This window comes from Dyadobacter sp. CY345 (genome assembly GCF_021502725.1).
Lineage (GTDB): Bacteria > Bacteroidota > Bacteroidia > Cytophagales > Spirosomataceae > Dyadobacter.
In genome coordinates, this window is sequence record NZ_JAKFFS010000001.1 from 694,085 (window position 1) to 715,567 (window position 21,483).

A 21,483-nucleotide genomic window follows, 5' to 3' on the forward strand; every position below is an offset into this window, starting at 1 on the left:
ATGTTGAAAAGTGGGATGAGTCCTGCACATCCGGGTGCAGTTTTAGGAGGCTTGATTGAAGGCCTAAGAGAGGAGACTGGTAACGCTTATACTATCACTGAAATTGCAGTCGGACTAGGTATAAGTAGAAGAAAACTTGCGCAACTTCTCAACAAAAAATCTAGTATAAGCCCCGAGATTGCAGTTAAGCTGTCGGAGGCATTTGGAACGAGTGCTGACTTATGGATGAATTTACAGAAAAAGTATGATCTGTGGTATGCAGAAAAGAGCGTAAGCAGAGAGGCGGTAAGACATTTTGTTAATATTGATGCGAAAAATCTGCAATCCGCCAAATCAATCAACTAATCCGACTCCAGTTCGTTTCCTCTTTCCGCATGTTATTAATGTGATTCCGAATCGGTGCATTTTCAGGAGATAGTAAATCAGGATCCGTATTTAAAATAGCTTCTGCTGAAATTCTTGCGGCCTTCAAAATTTCCCCATCCTGCGCGAGATTAGCAATCAATAAATCCATCAGTCCGCTTTGCTGCGTTCCGGAAATATCTCCCGGCCCACGAAGCTGCAAATCAACTTCTGCGATTTCAAAGCCATCGTTTGTTCTGCACATGGTTTCGAGCCTGAGTTTTGTTTCCTTACTAATTTTATAATCCGTTATTAAAATACAGTAGGACTGCTCAGCGCCCCGGCCAACACGCCCACGCAGCTGATGAAGCTGTGATAAACCAAAACGTTCAGCATTTTCAACAACCATAACAGAGGCGTTTGGTACATTTACACCCACTTCAATAACTGTGGTTGCCACCATAATTTTTGTTTCGCCTTTTACAAAACGAGCCATTTCAAAATCTTTGTCTTTGGGCTTCATTTTGCCATGCAGTATGCTTAATGGAACATCTGGAAAAGCACGGGAAACACTTTCGTAACCATCCATGAGATCTTTTAAATCCAGTTTTTCGGATTCTTCGATCAGCGGATAAACCATATAAACCTGCCGTCCTTTCGCGATTTCATCTTTCAGAAAACCGAAAACAGACAGGCGGTGCGCGTCATATCGGTGAACGGTTTTAATCGGTTTTCTTCCAGCCGGTAATTCATTGATGGCAGAAATATCAAGATCTCCATAAAGCGTCATCGCAAGCGTTCGCGGTATCGGCGTTGCCGTCATCACCAGCATGTGCGGATTTGTGGATTTATTTTTCGCCCATAATTTGCTTCGTTGCGCCACGCCAAACCTGTGTTGTTCGTCAATAACACAAAGACCAAGATTTTTAAACTGGACAATATCTTCAATCAACGCATGCGTTCCAACGATGATCTGCATGGAGCCGTCCAGGAGCTGTTCATGAATTACTTCCCGGTCTTTCTTTTTTGTTGAACCTGTGAGTTTGCCGATATTCACGCCCAGCAAGTCTGCAAATTGTTTTAAACCCTGGTAATGCTGATCCGTCAGGATTTCCGTCGGCGCCATTAAACAGGCTTGGGCATCATTATCTAATGCCAAAAGCATTGTGATGAAAGCAACAATTGTTTTTCCGGAACCTACATCGCCCTGCAACAGGCGGTTCATTTGCTTGCCCGTTTTTAGATCTTCCCGAATTTCATGCAACACGCGGACCTGCGCTCCCGTTAATTCAAAAGGCAAATGGTTATCATAAAATTCTTTCAGTAATTCCGTTTTGGTAAAAACCAGTCCGGGAAATTCTGTTTTATGAAGAAGCTTGTTTTTGATCAGCCTGAACTGATTGTAAAACAATTCTTCAAATTTTAGTCGTCGCTGAGACTGGTGAAGCCAGGCCTGACTTTGCGGATTATGTAAATTCCACAACGCATCGGCTTTCGTAACCATCCGATATTTCTGGACCAGATTTTCCGGTAAAGTTTCCCGAATATGCGGTCTGGCAATTTCCAGAAGATTGATGATCATTTTGCTGATCGCCTTACTATCAACAAATTTCCTGCGAAGTTTTTCGGTAAGCGGATAAACAGGTTGCCAGTAACCGCCTTTTTCATTGTCCGGCGTCAATAATTCGATCTCCGGATGTGTAATACTCCATTTAGACCCAAACATTACGGGTTTTCCATACACGATATATTCTCCGTTTGGACGAAGATATTTTTCGAAATAATTTATGCTTTGAAACCAAACAAGGTCCATCGTTCCGGTACCGTCAGTAAATTGCCCGACCAGACGTTTTTTGCCTCCTTCACCAACAATTGCCCATTCTCGCAGCCTGCCTTTGATTTGGGCAGCTGGCATAATCTCTGTTAACTGGCTGATCCGATGAAAGATGGTTCTGTCTTCATGACGAAATGGATAATGCTGAAGCAAATCGCCATAATTGAAAATTCCTAATTCCTGATTGAGCAATGCCGCTCTTTGCGGGCCAACGCCTTTGAGGAATTCGATTTTAGTGTCGAAAAAATTGTTACGTACTGGTATTTGTGCTCCGGAACTCATTTTTCAAAAGTACGAAATTTGAACTAAATCGCTTGATTAACAACTTTTGAATTGCGTATTTCGTTAGTCAAAATAACAACCATCATCTTAACCAAATTTATGAAAGCAACATTTTTCACTTTATTCTTAGCATTAGTAGGATTTACGTTTGCATCGGCACAAAAAGCGCCTGACAGTCCAAGAATTACAGCAGAAAGCCAGAATGTTTCTGTTGCTTACGGACAGCCATCAAAACGCGGACGCGTTGTTTTTGGAAAAGAAGGTTCTGAGGGATTAGAAAAATATGGTAAAGTTTGGAGAATCGGAGCGAACAACGCAACCGAGATCACTTTCAAGAAAGACGGAACATTTGCTGGTAAACCTGTAAAAGCTGGTACTTATTCTTTGTTTGCTATTCCTACTGAAAAAGAATGGACGCTTATTCTGAACAGCGAATTAAAGCAATGGGGTGCGTATAAGTATGAAGAAATTAAAGGAAAAGATGTATTGAAAGTTACTGTTCCTGCAAAGACATATCCAACTTCTCAGGAAAAACTTACTTTCACAGTTACAGACAGCAAACTTGATTTTCAATGGGATAAAGCTGGATTCTCAGTTCCGATGAAATTCTAAGCAAGCCATATAAGATAAAAAGCAGAGCCCTCACGCTCTGCTTTTTTTTATGGGTAAACTATGGAATGATCACTCACATATTGGAGCGAATCATATTTTCCAATACTTGCAGGTGATCTGTGAAAGCTTTCTGACCGGCTTCTGTGGCTTTGTACGTGGTATTCGGCTTTCTTCCCAAAAACTGTTTCTGAACAAGAATGTATTCTATTTCTTCCAGGGCTTTCAGGTGAGAAGCGAGGTTTCCATCGGTAAGCTGAAGCAATTCTTTCAATTCATTAAAACTTACCGCATCATTAACCACGAGGACAGACATCAGTCCCAGACGAATTTTGCTTTCAAAAACTTTATTAAATTTCTCTAACCATTCCATCCTGCCTGCAAGTTATGAAGTCATTTTTAAACTACTTGTTGACTTCCATAAAAAGTAGTGCGTCGCGATTTCTTAGCCATACGGCCTGATCACGCTCATTGTTGGCCTGTGCGGTGATGATCGTAGAGGCCAGGCCCGTTCCCAAAGAAACCCAGAAAAACTTTCTTAAAGCATCCCGGTTGCCTGTTATCAAAGAAGCAATTGAACCTGCCGAACCCGCCAGGGATATCACCAACGCAATATTTCTTTTCTTTCTTGAACTTAGATACAATTGCATACCACCCGGAGAAATCATGAACTCTCTTTTGATAGCACTTTGTCCTTTATAAACAATGTTATTTTTGATGAAACTGTTACTACCCTGCAGATAAATAGTTTCTTTGTCATACCACTTTCTAGCCGTACTATCAATCGGAATTGCGATTGGAGTGGAGATCTGCGCCTGGCAAAATGATACTCCGAAAAGAATAAAGAGAATCGTTACGACGCCACCTTTTTTTGATGAATTGACCGCTTTTTCTCCTTCACGGTCGTATTTGTTATACATGGCAAAACCATAAACGATGTGTAATACTCCGAAACCAATTGCCCAGAAAAGCAATGAAAACCCTGTAAAGAAAAGGGCGAGGCAACCGATAATAATTTCAAAAATTCCCATGTAGAAAACTTCCGGCCAGGTGTAGCGGCTTGCGTTAACCAAAGCAAGACCATAAAAAATCAGTGTTGCCGGCAAGACGAGCCAGATATAACCATAGGAAAGCATCGCCAGACAAAATACTCCACCTGTCACCAGTGGGATCAACATACTCAAAACCAACCGGCGGGAGTTTTTATTCCAGACCTGAAAACCTTTTTTCTGGCTTTTTCGAATGGTTAGAAATATACCAAAAGCCAAAGAAAGGAATAAAACAAGGAATCCGTCAAGAAGCAAAAAGCGTATAACCTCACTTTGACTGAGTGCATTGATGTTGTCGTAAGAAGAAAAACTTTGCGTAAACCAGTCCGTCTTTAAACGTACGTAAGCAACCGCTGCACCGATGAGAGCAAAGGCCCCGGCGAATACACCACTTAATCCGCTTAATGACAAAAATTTATTTGACCGCTCCATCAGGTCGCGGATTTCATTCAAGGTATGTAAAGACTCCTGATTTGATGACATGTTTAAATCTGGTTCGGACAGTAAAATATTAATTCAGGCACATCCAAATTTTAGGGAAAAAGATAATAGCTGCTACGATAACTGCTGAAATAGCCAAGATCAAAACACCAGCCGCAGCTACATCCTTGACAATTTTGATAGAAGGGTGGTAATCCGAAGTCACCGTATCAGCAAGTTTTTCAATGGCCGTATTAAATGCTTCTGCCGACCACACCAGGGCGACCTGGATAATGATAATGCACCATTCTGTTACGGAAAGATTAAACCAGAAACCTGCAATAACAATCAGGGCGGCAGCAATTAAATGGATCTTGGCATTGTTTTCCTGTCGGAACAGATCGTACATGCCGACGCCGGCATACCGGAAACTTTTAAGCGCTTTACGAATATTTATGGGTTGACTCATTTCTGTTAAGTTCTGCGAAAATATGGAACGCAAAGTACAACAACATCAGCACGAACGAAAACGTGAAGGTATGTTTTATGGCAAAAGGGTCTTTCATGCTATACAAAATACCACGCGCCAGAGACATAGGTTGCGTAATTATATCCCAACTGTTCCACCGCCCATATCTTCCCAGAAAAACACCAAAGCCACTCAGAAACATAGATCCTGCAACGAAAAACCAGGCAGCTTGTTGATTGAAACGAGAAGTGATTAGCCGGTGTACGATCCTGATTGAGTACAGTCCGGTCAGAAATCCTGAAACAGCAAAAGTGAAAATCATTAATGCGTCGAACCAGATCATATAATCGGGCGTCGCTTTGAGATGTAACAGGTCGGTGATGATATAGGGTGCATTTGGAAAAAATAACAACCAGATACTTAGGTGTATGGCCAGTAGCCAGACGGGTTGAGGTTTTGACAATTCTTTTTGCCAAACCCATTTCATATAGAATAGCGGAATCCAGGCGAGAAATAAATTCCAGGGAAGAAAAGCGAATCCCAAATGTCGTGTCGTCAAAATTCTGAAAAACAGAAGTATCAACGAAGAGGCGGAAACCAGCGCCAGAAGCGCAATCTTGTGATTTCCTTTGAAATAGCGAAGTAGTGTTTCTAGCATCTTAGTTTTATGTAAAGTACTTTGTATTGCAAAGTAAATAGATAAATGTTGACTTACTCACATCTTTAAAGATTATTTATTTTCAACGCCAGTATTTTATCCAAATCCTGATATTGGTAAAAGCGTTAAAACAATAACCCGACCAGGGAAAATATCCTGATCGGGTCATAAAATTAAAAGGCGAAAAAATTATTTTTTAGCTGAAAACTCCTCCATCATCTGCCATTCTCTGCCAGCCGTTGGTGCTTTAAATGTTTCAAGACAGCCGCGGTCTTGTAATGTGATGTAGCAAGTTTTTCCATTTTTCCCTCCGAAACATATATTGGAAACCTTTTTGCCAATAGTAGTAATCGTGTGAAGAATTTTTCCTTCCGGAGACAACACGGCAACCTCGCCTTTTCCATGACGGGCAATGTATAAATTGCCCAGAACATCGCAGCGCATACCGTCCATTCCGCCATCCGCAAAAGTATGGATCAGGCGTTTGTTTGATAATGTTCCGTCCGTTGCCAGATCAAACGCCCAGACATTTCGCTGAACACTTTCATTGACGTACAGAGTTTTTTCATCAGGACTAATATCAATACCATTTGTGGTGCCCATTTTTTCGGCGACAAGCCTGGTTTTTCCTTGTGGAGATACGTGCCAGATTTGTCCTGTTCCTTCTTTCCAGTTCGGGTCCGAGCAGAAAATATTTCCGCTTTTTGTTATGGCCAGGTCATTCGGCTGATTCATACGGGGCTCATTAGCGAAAACCGTAATATTTTTGGTGATAATGTCAACCTTCAAAATATTGTGACCCGTAAAATCCGCTACAAAAAATGTATTCTTATCTGCAAAACGAATGCCGTTTCCGGTGCTTCCTTTTGGTAAGGTCACGAAGAACCCAGATTTCCCTCTTTTGTTCATTTGAGCAATCGTACCATCCCTGGCGAAATTTACAGCATAAACATTTCCTTCGGAGTCAACGGCTGGTCCTTCGCAATTGGCAGTGAATTCGCCTTCCGCCGAAAACTTTTTGCTGTTTTGGGCAAACGAAATAATGCTTAAAAAAAGCAGTAACAGGGATAGGGGATAGGAGAGGTTTTTCATGTGCTAAAACTAAAAAATTACCTGGCTAATGATTCGAATAAATGAAATTTAATTTTTCCATTTAATCGCACATCCAATAGGTTTGGTGGACATGGTCACGACCGGTTTCCCGGAAATCAAATTGCTGACCGCTTCATCCACATAAAATTTACTTGCACCAGCCGGGTCCTGTGGATTATCATCAAGCATACCCATATAACGCACAGTGAACTTGCCATTGCTTTTTGACAAGACATACACCTGCGGCGTACGCGCTGCGCCGAAAGCCTTCGCAATAGCCTGCGATTCATCTGCCAGGTATGGAAAATTATATCCCTTCGAAGATGCACGCTCTTTCATTTTTTCAAATGAGTCGTCCATATGCGTTCCCGGATCGCTGGGATTAATCGCAACAACCGGAAATCCCTGAGACGCATATTTATTATTTAGCGCAATAATGCGATCTTCATAAGCTTTGGCAAAAGGGCAATGATTGCTCGTGAAAACGACAATAATTCCTTTGGAAGCATTGAAATCCGAAAGCGAGATCATTCTCCCATCAACATTTTTCAGGCTAAAATTTCCAACAACATCGCCGATCTGATATCCGCCCGCTTGCAAAATTTCACTTTTACCATCCTTTTTTGAAGGAAGGTGGATAGATGCAAATGAGGCAACGCCTGTAACGGCAATAAGTGAAATCCACAAAATGAGTTTCATCTTTATAAATTTAGTATTCATTCAATGCTCATGACGTTAGAAAATGTAAAAGTAACCGAATGAAATGTTATCTATTGTTAATGAAAATAAAACTATCCCCATCAGTCCTATTCAACGTATTTACGACCTGAAAAGGGTGTAAGATCGAACTACTTCTAGAACGTACGAATTTACCTAATTATTCGGGTTTCCAATAAGCTGCTGTTCTAAATGGGAATACGAAGTCATTTATTTTTCAACAGGACGAAGGAAATTTACTTTAAAGCATTGTGATTCTGTGGATATCTGCATATCTTTACACCTCGTTTTTGAATATCAGTTTATCATAAATTATTATCATGTACGCAATCGTAGAAATCGCAGGTCAGCAATTTAAAGTTGAAAAGGGTCGCGAAATCTTCACGCATAGGCTTGAAGGTGACGTGAACGCTGCTCTTGTGTTTGAAAAAGTCCTACTCGTTGACAACGAAGGCACAGTACAAGTAGGTGTTCCTACAGTAGCAGGTGCTTCTGTAAAAGTTACGATACTTGAACACCTAAAAGGTGAAAAAGTGATCGTCTTCAAAAAGAAGAGACGTAAGGGTTACAAAGTTAAGAATGGTCACCGTCAGTATTTGACTAAGATCAGCATTGACGAAATCGTAGCTTAATTAAAGGCGGTATTCCGCTGCGGCTGGGATTTTAAGGAATTACAGCTTATTCACAATCATCGAAAAAACAAAAAAGTAAGATATCATGGCACATAAGAAAGGTGTAGGTAGCTCAAGAAACGGACGTGAATCAGAAAGCAAGCGTCTTGGTGTTAAATTGTTCGGCGGTGAGCACGCGAAAGCAGGAAATATTCTTGTTCGTCAACGCGGAACAAAACACAATCCAGGTAATAACGTAGGTATCGGTCGTGACCATACTTTGTTTGCTTTGGTTGAAGGACATGTTGTTTTCCGTAAAACACGTCTTAACAAATCTTTCGTTCATATCGAACCTATCGCGGTTGCAGCTGCTCCGGTTGAAGTTGTTGCAGAAGCATAGTATAAAGATTTTCGGCTAAGTCCGTAAGAGATTTCAAAAACCCGCTGGATCAGTCCGGCGGGTTTTTGTTTTTATTCGTATTGGATTAAACCAAAATGTTAAAACCGATGTTCTAAGCACGGATCGAAAGAATTGTCCTATACCAGATATTATTGAATACCATGTTAAAACGTCCCGTATTTGTATATACAGAATTAAGCCCAAACCCCAATTCTATGAAATTCGTTCTGAATTTCGAATTGGTTCCTGAAGGGCTTTCATTTGATTATCCTTCGCTTGCATCGACCATGGAAGAGGGTAGTGGTTCTCCTTTGGCGGGAGATCTTTTTCAGTTTCCTCATGTTAGAAGGGTTTTTATTGCGAGTAATTTCATTACGATTTCAAAAAGCGAGGATATTGAGTGGGAAGAAGTTCTGCGAGATACCAAGCAATTTATAAAAATATATTTTGAAGAAAATCATCCTGTATTTTTCGAAAAAACCATTGAGAAAAATACACTGATCGTTGATTCAAGAGATTCGGATACAATTCAGAAAATTAAAGCCGCACTGGATCAATACGTTCGTCCGGCTGTGGAGTCTGATGGAGGCGCGATCAATTTCCACTCTTTCAACGAAGATACCGGAACAGTTAAGGTTTTGCTTCAGGGATCTTGCAGCGGATGCCCATCTTCTACGCTGACCTTGAAAGCAGGAATCGAAAACCTCTTGACACGCATGGTGCCTGACGTAAAAGAGGTTGTTGCTGAAGGAGTTTAATTATGGCGGTCAGCTGCCAGCAGTCGACTTTTGGCAATAGCACTGATGATATATAGTTGTCAATTGTAAGCAGTTAGCTTTTGCCTACGAGTATCAATGATTTATTTTTTGCCGACAGCCGATGGCTGATGGCCGAAAGCCTTAAAGAAACCCTAGCCAAAACCGGCAGGGTTTTCTTTTTTTGCGACAATTTGTTAGCTTTCCATCAATGACAAACACATTAACGCATTTTATTGGGAAGATTGAAAGTCTGCAATCCAAAGGAGATAAGTACTTTCCCGAAGGTATATTTCCTGCATACCGCGATAACAGGATGATTGGTTATAACCGTCCGGATACGACCATATTTTTCTCTTCAATCATCGCTTTTACTTTACAGTCAATTTCGGGTAAAGCAGACATTGAAACCAGAGAAAAAATTAATACTATTTGTTCAAAAGTTATCCAAAACTATCCAGATTTTCAGAACAAAGATGGTTTAAAAACTTATAACTTTTGGAAAACCAAGCCCTCGAAACATTTTCCCAACGGCCACATTTTTGGTCATTTTGAACATTTCCGGATTCCCGACGATGTTGATGATACGTCTTTCGTATATCTGACATCTAATCCAAATGATGAGGAAATAGTCTGGCTTCATGAAAAACTGAAATTACACGCGAACGGAACAAAACAATGGATCCGGAACACCTATCCAGAGTATAAGCGTTTGCGAGCCTATTCCACATGGTTTGGGAAAAATATGTATATCGAATTCGATGTCTGTGTTTTGACAAACCTTTTATTTTTTGTTTTTAAAAATAAATTGCCGCTGAATCAGCATGATCTGGATAGTTTGATTTACATCAAATCTGTCGTTGAAACCAACCGATACATAGATGTGCCATTTCGCTGTGCGCACCAGTATCCGAGGACGCCACTAATTATTTACCATGTCAGCCGGTTGATCTCGGCTTTTGATCCTGAACAATTAAAATCAATAAAAGAAAAACTGATTTCTGATACGCAGAATTTGTTGTTGACAACTACGAGTCCAATGGACCGGGTTCTGCTATCCATTTCTCTAATCCGCTTAGGAGAAAAAACCGAACGAATCAGTGTGGAAGAATATAGCACGGATGATTTCAAAGGATTTTATTTTTTCATCGCTGGGCTAATGACTGCTTACGAGAACAAATTGCTTTATAAAATTTCCAGCCATCCGATATTTCACATGCAGTGGCTTTGTGAGGCGCATAACTGGACTTTATTGGCAGAATACGAAACTTTATGGATGAGATTATAGACGCAGCAATTTTACTTCGCGTACGTCAGATCGTGGTGGAGGCAAGCGATACCAGAACTTTCGTTTTTGAGAAAACAGATGGTAGCACGTTGCGTTACGAAGCCGGGCAGTTTCTTACTTTTCTGATTGATATGCATGGGCACGAGGTAAGGCGTTCCTATTCGATGAGCTCGGCGCCGGCCGTGGATGATTATCCTGCAATTACGATAAAACGTATCGCAAATGGTGAGATTTCCCGCTTCTGGATTGACTTTGTGCACGAGGGAGATATTTTTACTGCCTTGCCACCCTCGGGACGTTTCACGCTGGAAAAATCAGATGATGCCAGAGACATTGTGTTGATAGGAGCCGGTAGCGGTATCACGCCCTTATTTTCAACTTTAAAACAAACACTGTCAGTTGAATCGAAAAGTCAGGTTACGCTGATATATGCAAACCGCAATGAGCGGTCTACGCTTTTTATGCAGGGAATTTCTGAATGGCAAAGGCAGTTTCCTGACAGACTTCAAGTTATCCATATTCACAGCCAGCCGTCGGACGAATGGAACGGAGTCCGCGGCAGGATCAATAATACCCGTCTTGAACAAATGATCGGCAAGTCGCTGGTTCATGACAGGAAGAAAGCGAAATTTTTTATATGCGGGCCTTTTGAGCTGATGCGCTCTGTCGAAATCACGCTGCACTATATGCATTTTCAAAAAGATCAGATTCGCAGGGAAAATTTTGTGATCCGAAATCCTCCTTCGGAGCCAAGAGTAGAAATTGCACAGGATGTGCGATTAATTTTTAAAGGTAAAAGATATGATTTGCATGTTCCAGGGGATAAAACCATTCTTCAAGCTGCGCTCGATTTCGGGATTCATCTGCCATTTAGCTGCAAAGGTGGGATCTGTGCAACATGTGCTGGAATTTGCAGATCTGGACATGTGCATATGACAATCAACGATGTTTTGACGGAAACAGATCTGAACCAGGGATGGATTCTGACCTGCACAGCTTACCCGCAAGATGAAAATGTGCTGATTGAAATGCTATGATATAAACAAAAACGTGCAGAAGTTGCCTTCTGCACGTCAGGTTCAAGAGTCTAGAACTAGTGGGTATTTTTATAAGAGTTTAGGAATAGTAATACAATCAGAAAATATGTGGTTGAAATAACGTAGTCGTTTCAATTGAACAAATTTTCTTTTTATATTTTTATCTAATGCAAAATTACTTGTAATACGTTACCAAGCAAGAAATTTTCAATAAAAGTGTTCGAACACGCATGATTTTTTCTGGGATGTGTTCGTGCACATACGTTTTTTAAGCATTAGTGGTTAGATTTGTAAATCTAATTAGGAATTATTGAAGACTAAATAATTATTTAAATATTTGTTGAAATTTTATTGTTTTACCAATTGGTAAACCTTTAACTAAGATTTTGACTGGTGATATATTGATTGTATTATTTTTATACAAATGAAAAACCGGGTATATTCCCGTTCGTTAGCGTTGAAACAGTGAAAAAAAAGATTGTTCGAATAAAAGATATTGCCGAACGGGCCGAGACATCCAAAGGAACGGTAGACAGGGTTTTGCATAACCGGGGAAGGGTTGCGGAAGATGTGCGTGAAAGAGTATTAAAGATTATTAAGGAAATGAATTATGAGCCGAATTTTCTGGCTCAATCGTTGAAAACACAACGCACTTATAGTTTTATCGCACTGGTACCCGACCCTAAATCGGATCCATACTGGGAGGCACCGGAACACGGAATTGCGAAGGCAGAAAAAGAACTGAGGCAATATGGTATTTCGATTACGCGCTTTACGTTCGATCCGCATGATGTTAATTCCTTCATAGAAAAAGCGAAACTCGCTAGTAAAGAACATCCAGACGGACTTTTGATTGCTCCTCTTTTTTACAAAGAAGTCCTGCCGTTTTTCAAAGAGTGGGAAGCGTTGAAGATTCCCTATGTGCTCTTCAATACCCAGATCTCAAACATTAATCCACTTTGTTATATCGGTCAGGATTCATATCAGAGCGGATTTCTAGCGGCTAAAATTTTAAGCTTTGGTTTGCCTGAAAAGTGTTCGATGGTAGTTTTACATATCGATGAGGATTTGCCAAACTCTGCTCACCTGATCACGAAGGAACAAGGGTTCAAGGACTATTTTGTCAAGAAGAATCTGACTGATAAATACAGGGTAATTGGCGCGGAGCTGGATTTTGCAGAGAATGATAAATTTGATCAGAACATGGATCAATTATTGCGCAAAGAGCAAAATCTGAGAGCAATTTATGTAACCAATTCCAAAGCTTTTGCGATAGCGCAGTATCTTGAAAAGAAAAAAATAGATCATATAAAACTGGTTGGTTACGATTTGATTCCTCAAAATCTGAACTATTTAAATCTCGAATTGATAGATTTTTTGATCAACCAAAATCCGCTGGGACAAGGATACTGGGGTATTTATCAACTGGCAAATCACCTCGTTTTCAAAAAGGACATTCTGCCGATCAAGTTTTTACCGCTCGATATTATTACCCAGGAAAACCTGGAATATTACCTCGATCCGGAAAAATAATATCGGCTATAAACGAAAAACAGGAACCTGATTGTCAGATTCCCGTTTTTCGTTTACAAAATTTTCGAATCAAAACTCGCCGAATTGCGTATACATTTCTTTAAGCTTAGGCTCCGTTTCTTTCGCACGAATATCTTTTCTGATCGCAGGTACACCTTGAATGTCTGTCAGCAAACCAAGTGCCTGATAAGCTCCAAAACGAACGAAATAAGATGGACTGTTCCTGGCCATTCCTTCAAGCACCGGAATGCTTTGGCGTTGAACATCCTGTTTCGACTTTATCAGATATTTTCCAAAAACCTGCAAGAAATTGTATTTCTCACTCGGCTTCATACGCTTCATTTTTTCTAAAAACCAATCATAACGCTCAGGTTGAGCGAGTCCTGCGTAATAATTCCCAACGGAAGTTACGATGGCGTCATTCGGCGAATCTTCAAATTGCGCGGCCACATCATTTGCGTCAGCAGGCTGCCCGACAAGATATTTATCTAGCGCCACAGAAACAACCTGATAAGAACTATCACTTAATGCCTCACGAAAAACCGGATCATTGTTATTATCTCCAAAAGAAGCCAATGTAATAATTGCTTCCGCTCGCACCTGTGGATGGCGGTCAGAGCGTGCACGGCTTTGAATAATTTTTTCTATATCTGCAAAACCTTCCCCATCATATTCAGCAAAGTTTGAAATAGCCATCTGACGCAATTTCCAGAACGGATCGGTCATCGCTTTTATCAGCACATTCCGGGCTGTTGAATCCTGAAGTTTTCCTTCAAGGGCCGCAAGCGCTTCATATTTTGGTAAAAACTGTTGCGAGTGGTTGTATTGATAAACCAGTTCAGGACGGTCTTTGTCTTGTTCAATGTTGGCCAAAAGCTGAGATTCTGCATCAAAAATAACCAGATCGGGTTTTTTGGCAGATGGAAATTCCAGCGTTTGATTCACTTTGTCAATTACAACATCATAACGGTTTCTTTTACCGCCAGTCCAAACATCTACTTTTAAGGGTAATCTGTAAACCGTAGTTGCCAGCGTGTCCTGTGCCTGCGTCACTTTTAGCTGTACTTTATTTGTCGCAGTAGAATAATCCTGTTTGATTTTCAAGATCGGATGACCCGGGCGTAAGAACCATTGGTCAAAAAACCAGTTTAAATCTTCACCAGTTACTTTTTCAAAAGACATACGCAGATCATTGATTTCTGCCGTGCCCAAAGCATGTGTTTTTAAATAATTTTGGAGAGATTTAAAGAATGCCTCATCTCCGACATATTTCCGCAGCATATGCAAAATTCGGCCTCCTTTCGCATAGGAGTGACTATCGAACATATTCTCTGCGTCTTTATAAAAATACCTGATCAGCGGTACCTGTTTTGTTTCAGCCTCTGTCAGATATTGTTTCAATTCCTGCAAATTCTGCCAGTCTGCTTCATTTTTCCCGATATAATATTCGCTCCACAGATATTCGGAATAATTGGCAAAAGATTCATTCAAAGGAAGTTGTCCCCATTCCTCGGCTGTTACATAATCTCCAAACCAGTGGTGAGCCAGCTCATGAGCAATAACGGCGTCTGAATTTCCGTCCAGTATCGAACGGGCATCTGTTTGAACCCCTTCCTCATGTACCGTAGCCGTTGTGTTTTCCATTGCACCAGCAACAAAATCACGAACTACAATTTGTGCATACTTTTCCCAGGGATATTCCACGCCAAAAATATTGGAAAAAAATGCCATCATTTCGGGAGTTCTGCCAAAAATCGCATGCGCATCTCCGCCGTATTTTGGCTCAACATAATAGCTAAGTTCAAGTCCGTTCGGCATCATATCCGTAGCAATCGCATAGTCGCCGACAGCGAGCATGGCCAGATATGGCGCATGAGGAATTGTTTGTTTCCAATGGTCAGTACGCTGTCCGCTTTGATCAGGTTCCTGAGAAATCAGCAAACCGTTTGACAATGTTTTATAGGTGCTGTCAACCGTGATATAAACATCCTGCGTAAATTTTACATTTGGAGAATCAATTGTCGGAAACCAGCATGAACTTCCTGCGGTTTCACCCTGCGTCCAGATTTGCTTTGGCTTACCTTCTTCCTGCCCGTCTGCGTTGATAAAATACAAACCTTTATCATTTGGATTATCATCCGGCTGGTCTCTTGGTAAGTCGTTTGGCTTCGCAACGTAATCTATTTTTATGTAGAGCGTATCTTTTGAAGTATATTCTTTACCAAGCTTGATCGTTATTTTACGTTTATCGTAAGTGTAATCAAGCTTTTTTAACGTCCGTTTGGTGATATCCTTCGTTGAAGCAGATCCAAAATCATGTAAAGTATCCAGCTGAGAAATTCCTTTTATATCAAATCCCTTCGCATCCAGTTCGATCGTATTTTGTGGATAAAAATGGGGCTTGAACGAAATTACAGCAGAGCCATGAACCTGTTGGCGTAACCAGTCAAACTCAACGTCGAGCCGTGTATGGATAAGGTCATGTTTCAAAGTCCGGGCGGGACGATATGGGCCTTGTTTTGAAATCACGCCGGGATTTCTTCTATACAGCGTATCTATTTGACTATGATGATCTTTTGCATCTACGCTGAAAGCGGCAAACAACAGTGCTATTCCAAAAAATTTGCAGAAACCGTTACGCATCGATACGTTCATTTTCTTTCCGGTCATTCCTGCTTGTGGTTTGGACATAAAATTGAATTTAGTCAAGTGTTTGGTATTAAATCGGATTATTTATTTATGGGCTGTTTTGTTAGACGGCGGATCTCTGGCCAGACAAAGCTGCCCGGCGAGCCGGTATGTACGAAACGGCCAGGGTTATGATAACGATGATGACACCGGTAAAGAATATATCCTGCCATATTAATTTCACAGGATAAGCATCTACCAGTGCTGTCGTCATGCCCATAGACACAAATCCGTAACTTATCTGGAGCCAGCAAATTAGAACTCCAAAAATGATTCCAACAATCGCGCCAGAAAGTGCTACAATCGCTCCTTCGGCAAGAAATATTTTTCTAATTAAAGAAGGCGTTGCACCAAGTGCATAAAGCATCGACACATCTTTCTTCTTTTCAATTGCCAGCATACTAAGTGAAAAGAAGATATTGATGGCTGCTACTAAAATAATAAACGAAAGCGTAACAGATACAAACAACTTTTCAACCCGGATCGCACGAAGGAGATCTGCGTTCATAGCATCCCGGTCGCGAACTGTAAATTTGTTGCCCAGTTTTTCCCTAAGCTCTTTGGCAACCTGTTTTTCCGTAAAACCCGGTGCTGTTTTTATTTCAAGGGAAGAGCGTTGTCCATTGTATTGCAAAAGTGCTTCAACGATCGGAAGCGGAGCAATGACATAATCATCATACCTGCTTTCAATAAAAAAAACGCCGCCCGGACGAATAACTGTTTGGTTAAAAGCTTCCGTGGAGGTAAGGTTCAACGTTTTGGTTCCTGTTCTCGGATACCACAGTTCAAGTGGCGTCAAAATATCTTCAAGAGATATTGTAAGCGCATTTCTGACGCCTTCCGAAATCACGGCAAAAGGTGTTCCGTTGCCTCCGTATAGGTTTAGAGAGCCTTCAATTAATGCAGTGTCCAGCTGGCCTCGTCGGGAGAAAGTACTGTCAACACCTTTGAGTTTAACAATCGTTTGTTGATTTCTGTAACGTGCCAGCGCATTGTCTTCAATTACCTGTGTAATTAATTGAACACCATCCACCGATTTAACCATTTTTAAAACCGAATCTGAAACAGTAAAACGTTTACCTTCCGATGGCGTAACGGTTACGTCAGCATCAAAAGTTTTGAACATTTTACGGTTAAGCTCTTCCATGCCATTAAAGACAGAAAGAACAACGACCATCGCCATCGTTCCTACTGCAACGCCGGCCATAGCAATACGTGCAATCACACTTATGAAACTACGCTTGTTACGGGAAAAAAAATAGCGAATGGCAATTCTATACGAAAGATTCATTGTCAGTTACGCTTGGGATCAGTTCTTCTCTTCTTCTTCGTCGTCCGGTTGTGCAGGCGGAATGACCAAATCTGCAAAAAGAAGATCCATTTTTGCTGCGTATTCAGCAGTATCATCGATATAGAACTGTAAATGAGGTACAATACGCAACTGGTGACGAACGCGTTCAGCCAGTTTTTGTCTGATGAATTTTGTATTTTCCTTAATTGTTTCGAGTAAAAAACCTTTATTTTTATCCGGTAAAAAGCTCAGGTATGCCCGCGCAATCCCTAAATCCGGGGAAACGCGAACTGCCGTAATCGTAACGAACGAGCCGTTTACCAAATGTTGTGCATCTTGTTGAAAAATTTCACCTAAATCCTTCTGGATTTGTCTCCCTACCTTTTGTTGTCTCTTCGATTCCATCTTTTTCTGATTGCAGACTTTGGACGTTTGATTATTTTCAATGAAATATTCAAGCCTTCCGCTATCCTCCTTAACTTCTGCTAACTACTATATTTAATACAAATATCCATACTTATTTTGTTTTTGTAGACCCCTCGGTTGTAATTTCGTGAAAGTATTCATGTCGTCCTATCTAACCATCCAGTTTCTTGCTTAGTTTTTTTCGGGTTAATGCGGCTTATCAGATGATCAGTGTAGTAGTTTTTTTTCTACTGCTGAGGTTGCCGTTCTTTTTTGGAGGAATACCATTATTAATACCGGAATTGAGCTGGATGCTCGTGGGAGAGCAAATGAACCATGGTTTTATGCTTTATCGCGATGTTTGGGACAACGTCAGTCCGTTTTCCGGACTTGCTTACTGGCTCATCGATTCTGTCTTTGGCAGGTCGCAAGGGGTATATCAGCTCATCGCGGCCGGACTTGGAATTATTCAAATTTTGTACTTCAATTACGTTATATTTTCACGGGAAGTTTTTCCGGAACGCACCTACATTCCGGGTGCACTCTACGCTATTTTTCTGAATATCTCATTTGACCTCGGCACACTTTCTCCGATGTTAATGGCCAATACTTTTTTACTATTCGCCTTCGGTTTGATTGTGAAAATTCTGGTTCGAAGGGAAGCAACAAATCAGGTTTTCGAAATGGGACTGTACATTGGCATAGCAACGCTGTTTTATTTGCCAGCTTCTTTGTTCATGGTCTGGGCATTTCTGGCGTTGCTTTTTTATACCGGCGCAACGATACGCCATCATTTATTAGGACTTTTTGGTTCACTTTTTCCTTTGCTGATGGTATTGTTGTTTTTTTATATGAATGATGGAATTGAAAGTTTAAACCGCAACTTGCTGACCTCAGTTTTTCAGGTAAAACAATATAATCTTACCGATTTTTCATCACTTTTAGCCTCTTTGCTCTTGCCGCTCGGTTTTGGGATTTTAGGCTTTATGCGGATTTTTACGACTTTGCGATTCGTGAATTATCAGACGAGGATTCAGCAGGTGATGGCATTGTGGTTTATCGTTTCTGTTTTCACGATTCCTTTGATGCAGTATCTGGCCCCGATGCAGTTTGTCATTTTCATTCCGCCGGCGGCTTTTTTTGCGACGCATTATTTCCAAAGTTTTAAGCGGAAAAGTTTCGGAGATGAATTTCAGTTTATGCTGATGACTGCGGTTATTGTGTTTATCCAGTATCAGGGGACACGTGGAATTTTGCCGGGAATTTCAATGGGGAAACTCGAAAATCTTCGGTCAAAGTCGGCTTCGTTACCGGCAGAAATCAAAAATAAAAGAATACTGGTTTTGGGGCAGCATGCCGGGGAGTATATGGAAAATTATTCTGCAACGCCATATCTGAACTGGGATCTGTCAAGTTACGACCTAAGAAATCTGGACAATTTTGACAGCGTAATCCACGTCTATGATAATTTTAGGAAGGATCCGCCGGATTATGTGATTGATAAGGTCAACATTATGCCCAAACTTCTATCGCGGGTTCCTGCGCTTCAAAGCCAATATAAGCTGAGCCAGTGGAAAGGGATTTATCAAAAAAATTAATAGTAAAAAATAAGACCGGCCATCATCGATGACCGGTCTTATTTTTTGATAGAAACTTATATATTAACAAGCGATTTTGTTCACGCGTGTTTGGTGTCTTCCTCCTTCAAAATCAGTATTTAAAAATGCCTCGATACTCGCGATGGCAGTTTCCAGCGTTATAAACCTGACAGGAATACAGATCACATTGGCATCATTATGCTGACGGGACAATGCCGCAAGTTCGAGATCCCATACCAAAGCGGCACGAATTCCCTGATGTTTGTTTGCGGTGATACACACGCCCTGACCGCTGCCGCAAAGCAGTATCCCTTTTTCAAATTCTTTGTTCTCCACACCGATTGCAACGGGATGCGCAAAATCAGCATAATCGGCAGAATCCGGGCTGTATGTTCCAAAATCCTTCACTTCATAACCATTATTGGTTAGCCAGTTGGTAATTGGTTCTTTGTAAGGGAAACCAGCATGGTCGGAACCGATCGCAATTTTTTTCATTACTTTTTTGTTAATTGTGTCCAGGTGAATAACAATTACGTCTAAGGAATTATTAAATTTTCCAGATTTGTGAGACTGGAAAACAAAGGTAACAGCAAATCAATGAACTAAAATAATTTTAAGAATATGAATGATGAATTAAAGAATGAAAATTCGAAATTAATAGATGTATCGCTTCTTAATGCGGCTGTGCCGGAGGATGAAATTCAGATAAAAGCGGCTTTTGAAGATCGGAACTGGAGTGAAATAAAAAGTGCAGATTCCTGGGTTATATTTAAGGTAATGGCGGAGTTTGTCGAAGGTTTTGATAAGCTCGCGAAAATCGGTCCGTGTGTAACTATTTTTGGCTCGGCCCGCACGAAACCTGATAATCCTTATTATAAAGTGACGGAAGATATAGCAGCGAAACTGGTAAGGCACGGATATGGCGTCGTTACAGGTGGTGGGCCTGGTATTATGGAGGCGGGTAATAAAGGTGCCTTTGAGCAGGGAGGGAAATCGGTCGGTCTGAATATTAAATTGCCTTTTGAGCAACATAGCAATCCTTACATTGACCACGATAAAAATATAAATTTCGACTTTTTCTTTGTCCGAAAAGTAATGTTCGTGAAGTACTCGCAGGGCTTCATCGTCATGCCAGGTGGATTCGGAACTTTGGATGAGCTTTTCGAGGCGATGACCTTAATTCAGACTAAAAAGATCGGACGTTTTCCAATAGTTTTGTTTGGAAGCAGTTATTGGTCAGGTTTACTGGATTGGATCAAAAGCACGATGCTGACCGAAGGAAATATAAATCCTGAGGATATGAAACTTATCAGTGTTGTGGATACGCCGGATGAAGCGGTACATGTGATAGACGAATTCTATTCCAAGTACTTGCTGAAGCCAAACTTCTGATGAATTATTTTATTGATTATCTAAATAAAATAGTCCCGTTGCCGCCAGAAAGCGCGGCGGCAATCAATGCCATAACATTTCATAAACAACTTTCTAAACATACATCGCTCCTTCAAAACGGCGATGTATGCAAAGAATTTTACTTTATTGAAAAGGGCATTGCACGTGTCTTCTATTATAAAGACGGAAAGGAAGTGACTGCATGGTTCGCAGGCGAAAACCAGATTGTCAGCGCGATTGACAGTTTGTTTACCGGAAATGCTTCTTCGTATAACATCGAGGTATTAGAAGATTCTTCGATATGGAGCCTTCAATATAATAAGATCGAACCGGTGTTTGAAAAACATCCGATTGTTGAAAGGCTTGGCCGGTTGCTGATCACTCATAATTATCTTCTGCTTGATGAGCGTATGAAGCTCTTTGCTTTTTGTACTGCTGAGGAGCGGTACGAACGCTTACTGCAACAAATTCCTGATATTCTTCAAAGAGTCAAACTTGGACAGATTGCTTCCTATCTGGGTATTTCACAGGAGCATCTGAGCCGGATTCGGAGGAGGAAGTAGGGGTTGGCTGTTAGGAGTTAGCGTTTAGGCGTTAGTTATTGTGGCCTGTTCTCGAAATTGATCAGGCTTTTTTTGTTTGTTATACGATTTTGATAATTGTCAAAGGAATCTGTTGTGACAATGAGGAAGTTTGAATTGTAAATCTCACAATTCAAACTTCTAAATATGGATACCTCGCTTAGAATTTTTCTGCACATTATTTATTTGATTGCAGGAACCGTGATTGCATACTTTGCAACGCTGTTTATCTCAAATCTTTTATTCCCAGAAACCGGATGTATATCCCTTAAAGGTATTTTCTGGGCAATAATTTATATCGCATTCTTCATCACAACCGGAGCTCAAATTATTTCAGGGAAAGTGGTTACTAGCAAAATGGTTGCTAAAAATTTACTAATCTGCGCTGTTACGCCCTATGCTTTATTGGCGGTTCTATCTGTTTTTAGTTAA

23 protein-coding genes are annotated in these 21,483 nt (G+C 40.8%); 12 read left to right on the forward strand and 11 right to left on the reverse strand.

Annotation, left to right across the window (positions count from 1 at the left end):
• Positions 1 to 345 (forward strand): HigA family addiction module antitoxin, encoded by a 345-nt coding sequence (locus L0657_RS02965; protein WP_235148906.1) that lies wholly within the window; start codon positions 1 to 3, stop codon positions 343 to 345.
• Here L0657_RS02965 and recG read toward each other — a convergent pair.
• Positions 338 to 2,458, reverse strand: coding sequence for an ATP-dependent DNA helicase RecG (gene recG / locus L0657_RS02970; RefSeq protein WP_235148907.1), 2,121 nt, complete (start codon positions 2,456 to 2,458; stop codon positions 338 to 340). The genes L0657_RS02965 and recG overlap by 8 nt on opposite strands.
• Positions 2,459 to 2,557: 99 nt before the next feature.
• Here recG and L0657_RS02975 point away from each other — a divergent pair, with 99 nt between their 5' ends.
• A complete protein-coding gene (locus tag L0657_RS02975; RefSeq protein WP_235148908.1) occupies positions 2,558 to 3,070 on the forward strand; it encodes a DUF2911 domain-containing protein in 513 nt (170 codons plus the stop codon).
• A gap of 73 nt (positions 3,071 to 3,143) precedes the next feature.
• Here L0657_RS02975 and L0657_RS02980 read toward each other — a convergent pair whose 3' ends face one another.
• The 6 genes from L0657_RS02980 to L0657_RS03005 form a co-directional block, all read right to left on the reverse strand.
• Positions 3,144 to 3,440, reverse strand: coding sequence for a transcriptional regulator (locus L0657_RS02980; protein WP_235148909.1), 297 nt, complete (start codon positions 3,438 to 3,440; stop codon positions 3,144 to 3,146).
• A gap of 31 nt (positions 3,441 to 3,471) precedes the next feature.
• Complete coding sequence (locus L0657_RS28015; RefSeq protein ID WP_310588255.1) at positions 3,472 to 4,599, reverse strand: hypothetical protein; 1,128 nt, start codon at positions 4,597 to 4,599, stop codon at positions 3,472 to 3,474.
• A gap of 28 nt (positions 4,600 to 4,627) precedes the next feature.
• Positions 4,628 to 5,005 (reverse strand): diacylglycerol kinase family protein, encoded by a 378-nt coding sequence (locus L0657_RS02990; protein ID WP_235148910.1) that lies wholly within the window; start codon positions 5,003 to 5,005, stop codon positions 4,628 to 4,630.
• Positions 4,980 to 5,663: a DUF1361 domain-containing protein gene (locus L0657_RS02995; protein WP_235148911.1), complete on the reverse strand. Its 684-nt coding sequence runs from the start codon at positions 5,661 to 5,663 to the stop codon at positions 4,980 to 4,982. Before L0657_RS02995 ends, L0657_RS02990 begins: the two co-directional genes overlap by 26 nt.
• A gap of 189 nt (positions 5,664 to 5,852) precedes the next feature.
• A complete protein-coding gene (locus L0657_RS03000) occupies positions 5,853 to 6,755 on the reverse strand; it encodes an SMP-30/gluconolactonase/LRE family protein (protein WP_235148912.1) in 903 nt (300 codons plus the stop codon).
• A 48-nt stretch (positions 6,756 to 6,803) separates the two neighbouring features.
• A complete protein-coding gene (locus L0657_RS03005; protein ID WP_235148913.1) occupies positions 6,804 to 7,454 on the reverse strand; it encodes a thioredoxin family protein in 651 nt (216 codons plus the stop codon).
• A 338-nt stretch (positions 7,455 to 7,792) separates the two neighbouring features.
• Here L0657_RS03005 and rplU point away from each other — a divergent pair, with 338 nt between their 5' ends.
• The 6 genes from rplU to L0657_RS03035 all read left to right on the forward strand — a co-directional run bounded on the left by rplU (position 7,793) and on the right by L0657_RS03035 (position 13,096).
• Positions 7,793 to 8,104: a 50S ribosomal protein L21 gene (gene rplU, locus L0657_RS03010; protein WP_235148914.1), complete on the forward strand. Its 312-nt coding sequence runs from the start codon at positions 7,793 to 7,795 to the stop codon at positions 8,102 to 8,104.
• A gap of 85 nt (positions 8,105 to 8,189) precedes the next feature.
• A complete protein-coding gene (gene rpmA / locus L0657_RS03015) occupies positions 8,190 to 8,483 on the forward strand; it encodes a 50S ribosomal protein L27 (protein WP_137340813.1) in 294 nt (97 codons plus the stop codon).
• Between the two features lie 161 nt (positions 8,484 to 8,644).
• Positions 8,645 to 9,241 carry a NifU family protein gene (locus L0657_RS03020; RefSeq protein WP_235148915.1) on the forward strand — a complete coding sequence of 199 codons (597 nt, stop codon included), beginning with the start codon at positions 8,645 to 8,647 and terminating at the stop codon, positions 9,239 to 9,241.
• 208 nt (positions 9,242 to 9,449) lie between these two features.
• Positions 9,450 to 10,526, forward strand: a complete 1,077-nt coding sequence (locus tag L0657_RS03025) for a hypothetical protein (RefSeq protein ID WP_235148916.1) — start codon at positions 9,450 to 9,452, stop codon at positions 10,524 to 10,526.
• Positions 10,511 to 11,563, forward strand: a complete 1,053-nt coding sequence (locus tag L0657_RS03030) for a ferredoxin--NADP reductase (RefSeq protein WP_235148917.1) — start codon at positions 10,511 to 10,513, stop codon at positions 11,561 to 11,563. Before L0657_RS03025 ends, L0657_RS03030 begins: the two co-directional genes overlap by 16 nt.
• Before the next feature lie 465 nt (positions 11,564 to 12,028).
• Positions 12,029 to 13,096, forward strand: a complete 1,068-nt coding sequence (locus L0657_RS03035; RefSeq protein WP_235148918.1) for a substrate-binding domain-containing protein — start codon at positions 12,029 to 12,031, stop codon at positions 13,094 to 13,096.
• 69 nt (positions 13,097 to 13,165) lie between these two features.
• Here the strand turns inward: L0657_RS03035 and L0657_RS03040 are convergent, their stop codons facing one another.
• From L0657_RS03040 to rbfA, 3 genes are all read right to left on the reverse strand, one after another.
• Positions 13,166 to 15,787 carry a M1 family aminopeptidase gene (locus L0657_RS03040; RefSeq protein ID WP_235148919.1) on the reverse strand — a complete coding sequence of 874 codons (2,622 nt, stop codon included), beginning with the start codon at positions 15,785 to 15,787 and terminating at the stop codon, positions 13,166 to 13,168.
• A gap of 61 nt (positions 15,788 to 15,848) precedes the next feature.
• On the reverse strand, positions 15,849 to 17,075 hold the full coding sequence (locus L0657_RS03045; protein WP_235148920.1) for an FtsX-like permease family protein: 1,227 nt from the start codon (positions 17,073 to 17,075) through the stop codon (positions 15,849 to 15,851).
• A gap of 18 nt (positions 17,076 to 17,093) precedes the next feature.
• The gene (gene rbfA / locus L0657_RS03050; RefSeq protein WP_235148921.1) at positions 17,094 to 17,480 is read right to left on the reverse strand and encodes a 30S ribosome-binding factor RbfA; all 387 of its coding nucleotides are present in this window, start codon (positions 17,478 to 17,480) and stop codon (positions 17,094 to 17,096) included.
• Between the two features lie 188 nt (positions 17,481 to 17,668).
• Here rbfA and L0657_RS03055 point away from each other — a divergent pair, with 188 nt between their 5' ends.
• Entirely contained in the window at positions 17,669 to 19,078 is a 1,410-nt protein-coding gene (locus L0657_RS03055) for a hypothetical protein (RefSeq protein ID WP_235148922.1), read from the forward strand.
• 63 nt (positions 19,079 to 19,141) lie between these two features.
• Here the strand turns inward: L0657_RS03055 and rpiB are convergent, their stop codons facing one another.
• Entirely contained in the window at positions 19,142 to 19,573 is a 432-nt protein-coding gene (gene rpiB, locus L0657_RS03060) for a ribose 5-phosphate isomerase B (RefSeq protein WP_235148923.1), read from the reverse strand.
• Positions 19,574 to 19,699: 126 nt separating this feature from the next.
• On the opposite strand from rpiB, the gene L0657_RS03065 reads away from it, so the two are divergent.
• The 3 genes from L0657_RS03065 (at position 19,700) to L0657_RS03075 (ending at position 21,483) form a co-directional block, all read left to right on the forward strand.
• On the forward strand, positions 19,700 to 20,470 hold the full coding sequence (locus L0657_RS03065) for a TIGR00730 family Rossman fold protein (RefSeq protein WP_235148924.1): 771 nt from the start codon (positions 19,700 to 19,702) through the stop codon (positions 20,468 to 20,470).
• Positions 20,470 to 21,033, forward strand: coding sequence for a Crp/Fnr family transcriptional regulator (locus L0657_RS03070; protein WP_235148925.1), 564 nt, complete (start codon positions 20,470 to 20,472; stop codon positions 21,031 to 21,033). Before L0657_RS03065 ends, L0657_RS03070 begins: the two co-directional genes overlap by 1 nt.
• Before the next feature lie 165 nt (positions 21,034 to 21,198).
• Complete coding sequence (locus L0657_RS03075; RefSeq protein WP_235148926.1) at positions 21,199 to 21,483, forward strand: hypothetical protein; 285 nt, start codon at positions 21,199 to 21,201, stop codon at positions 21,481 to 21,483.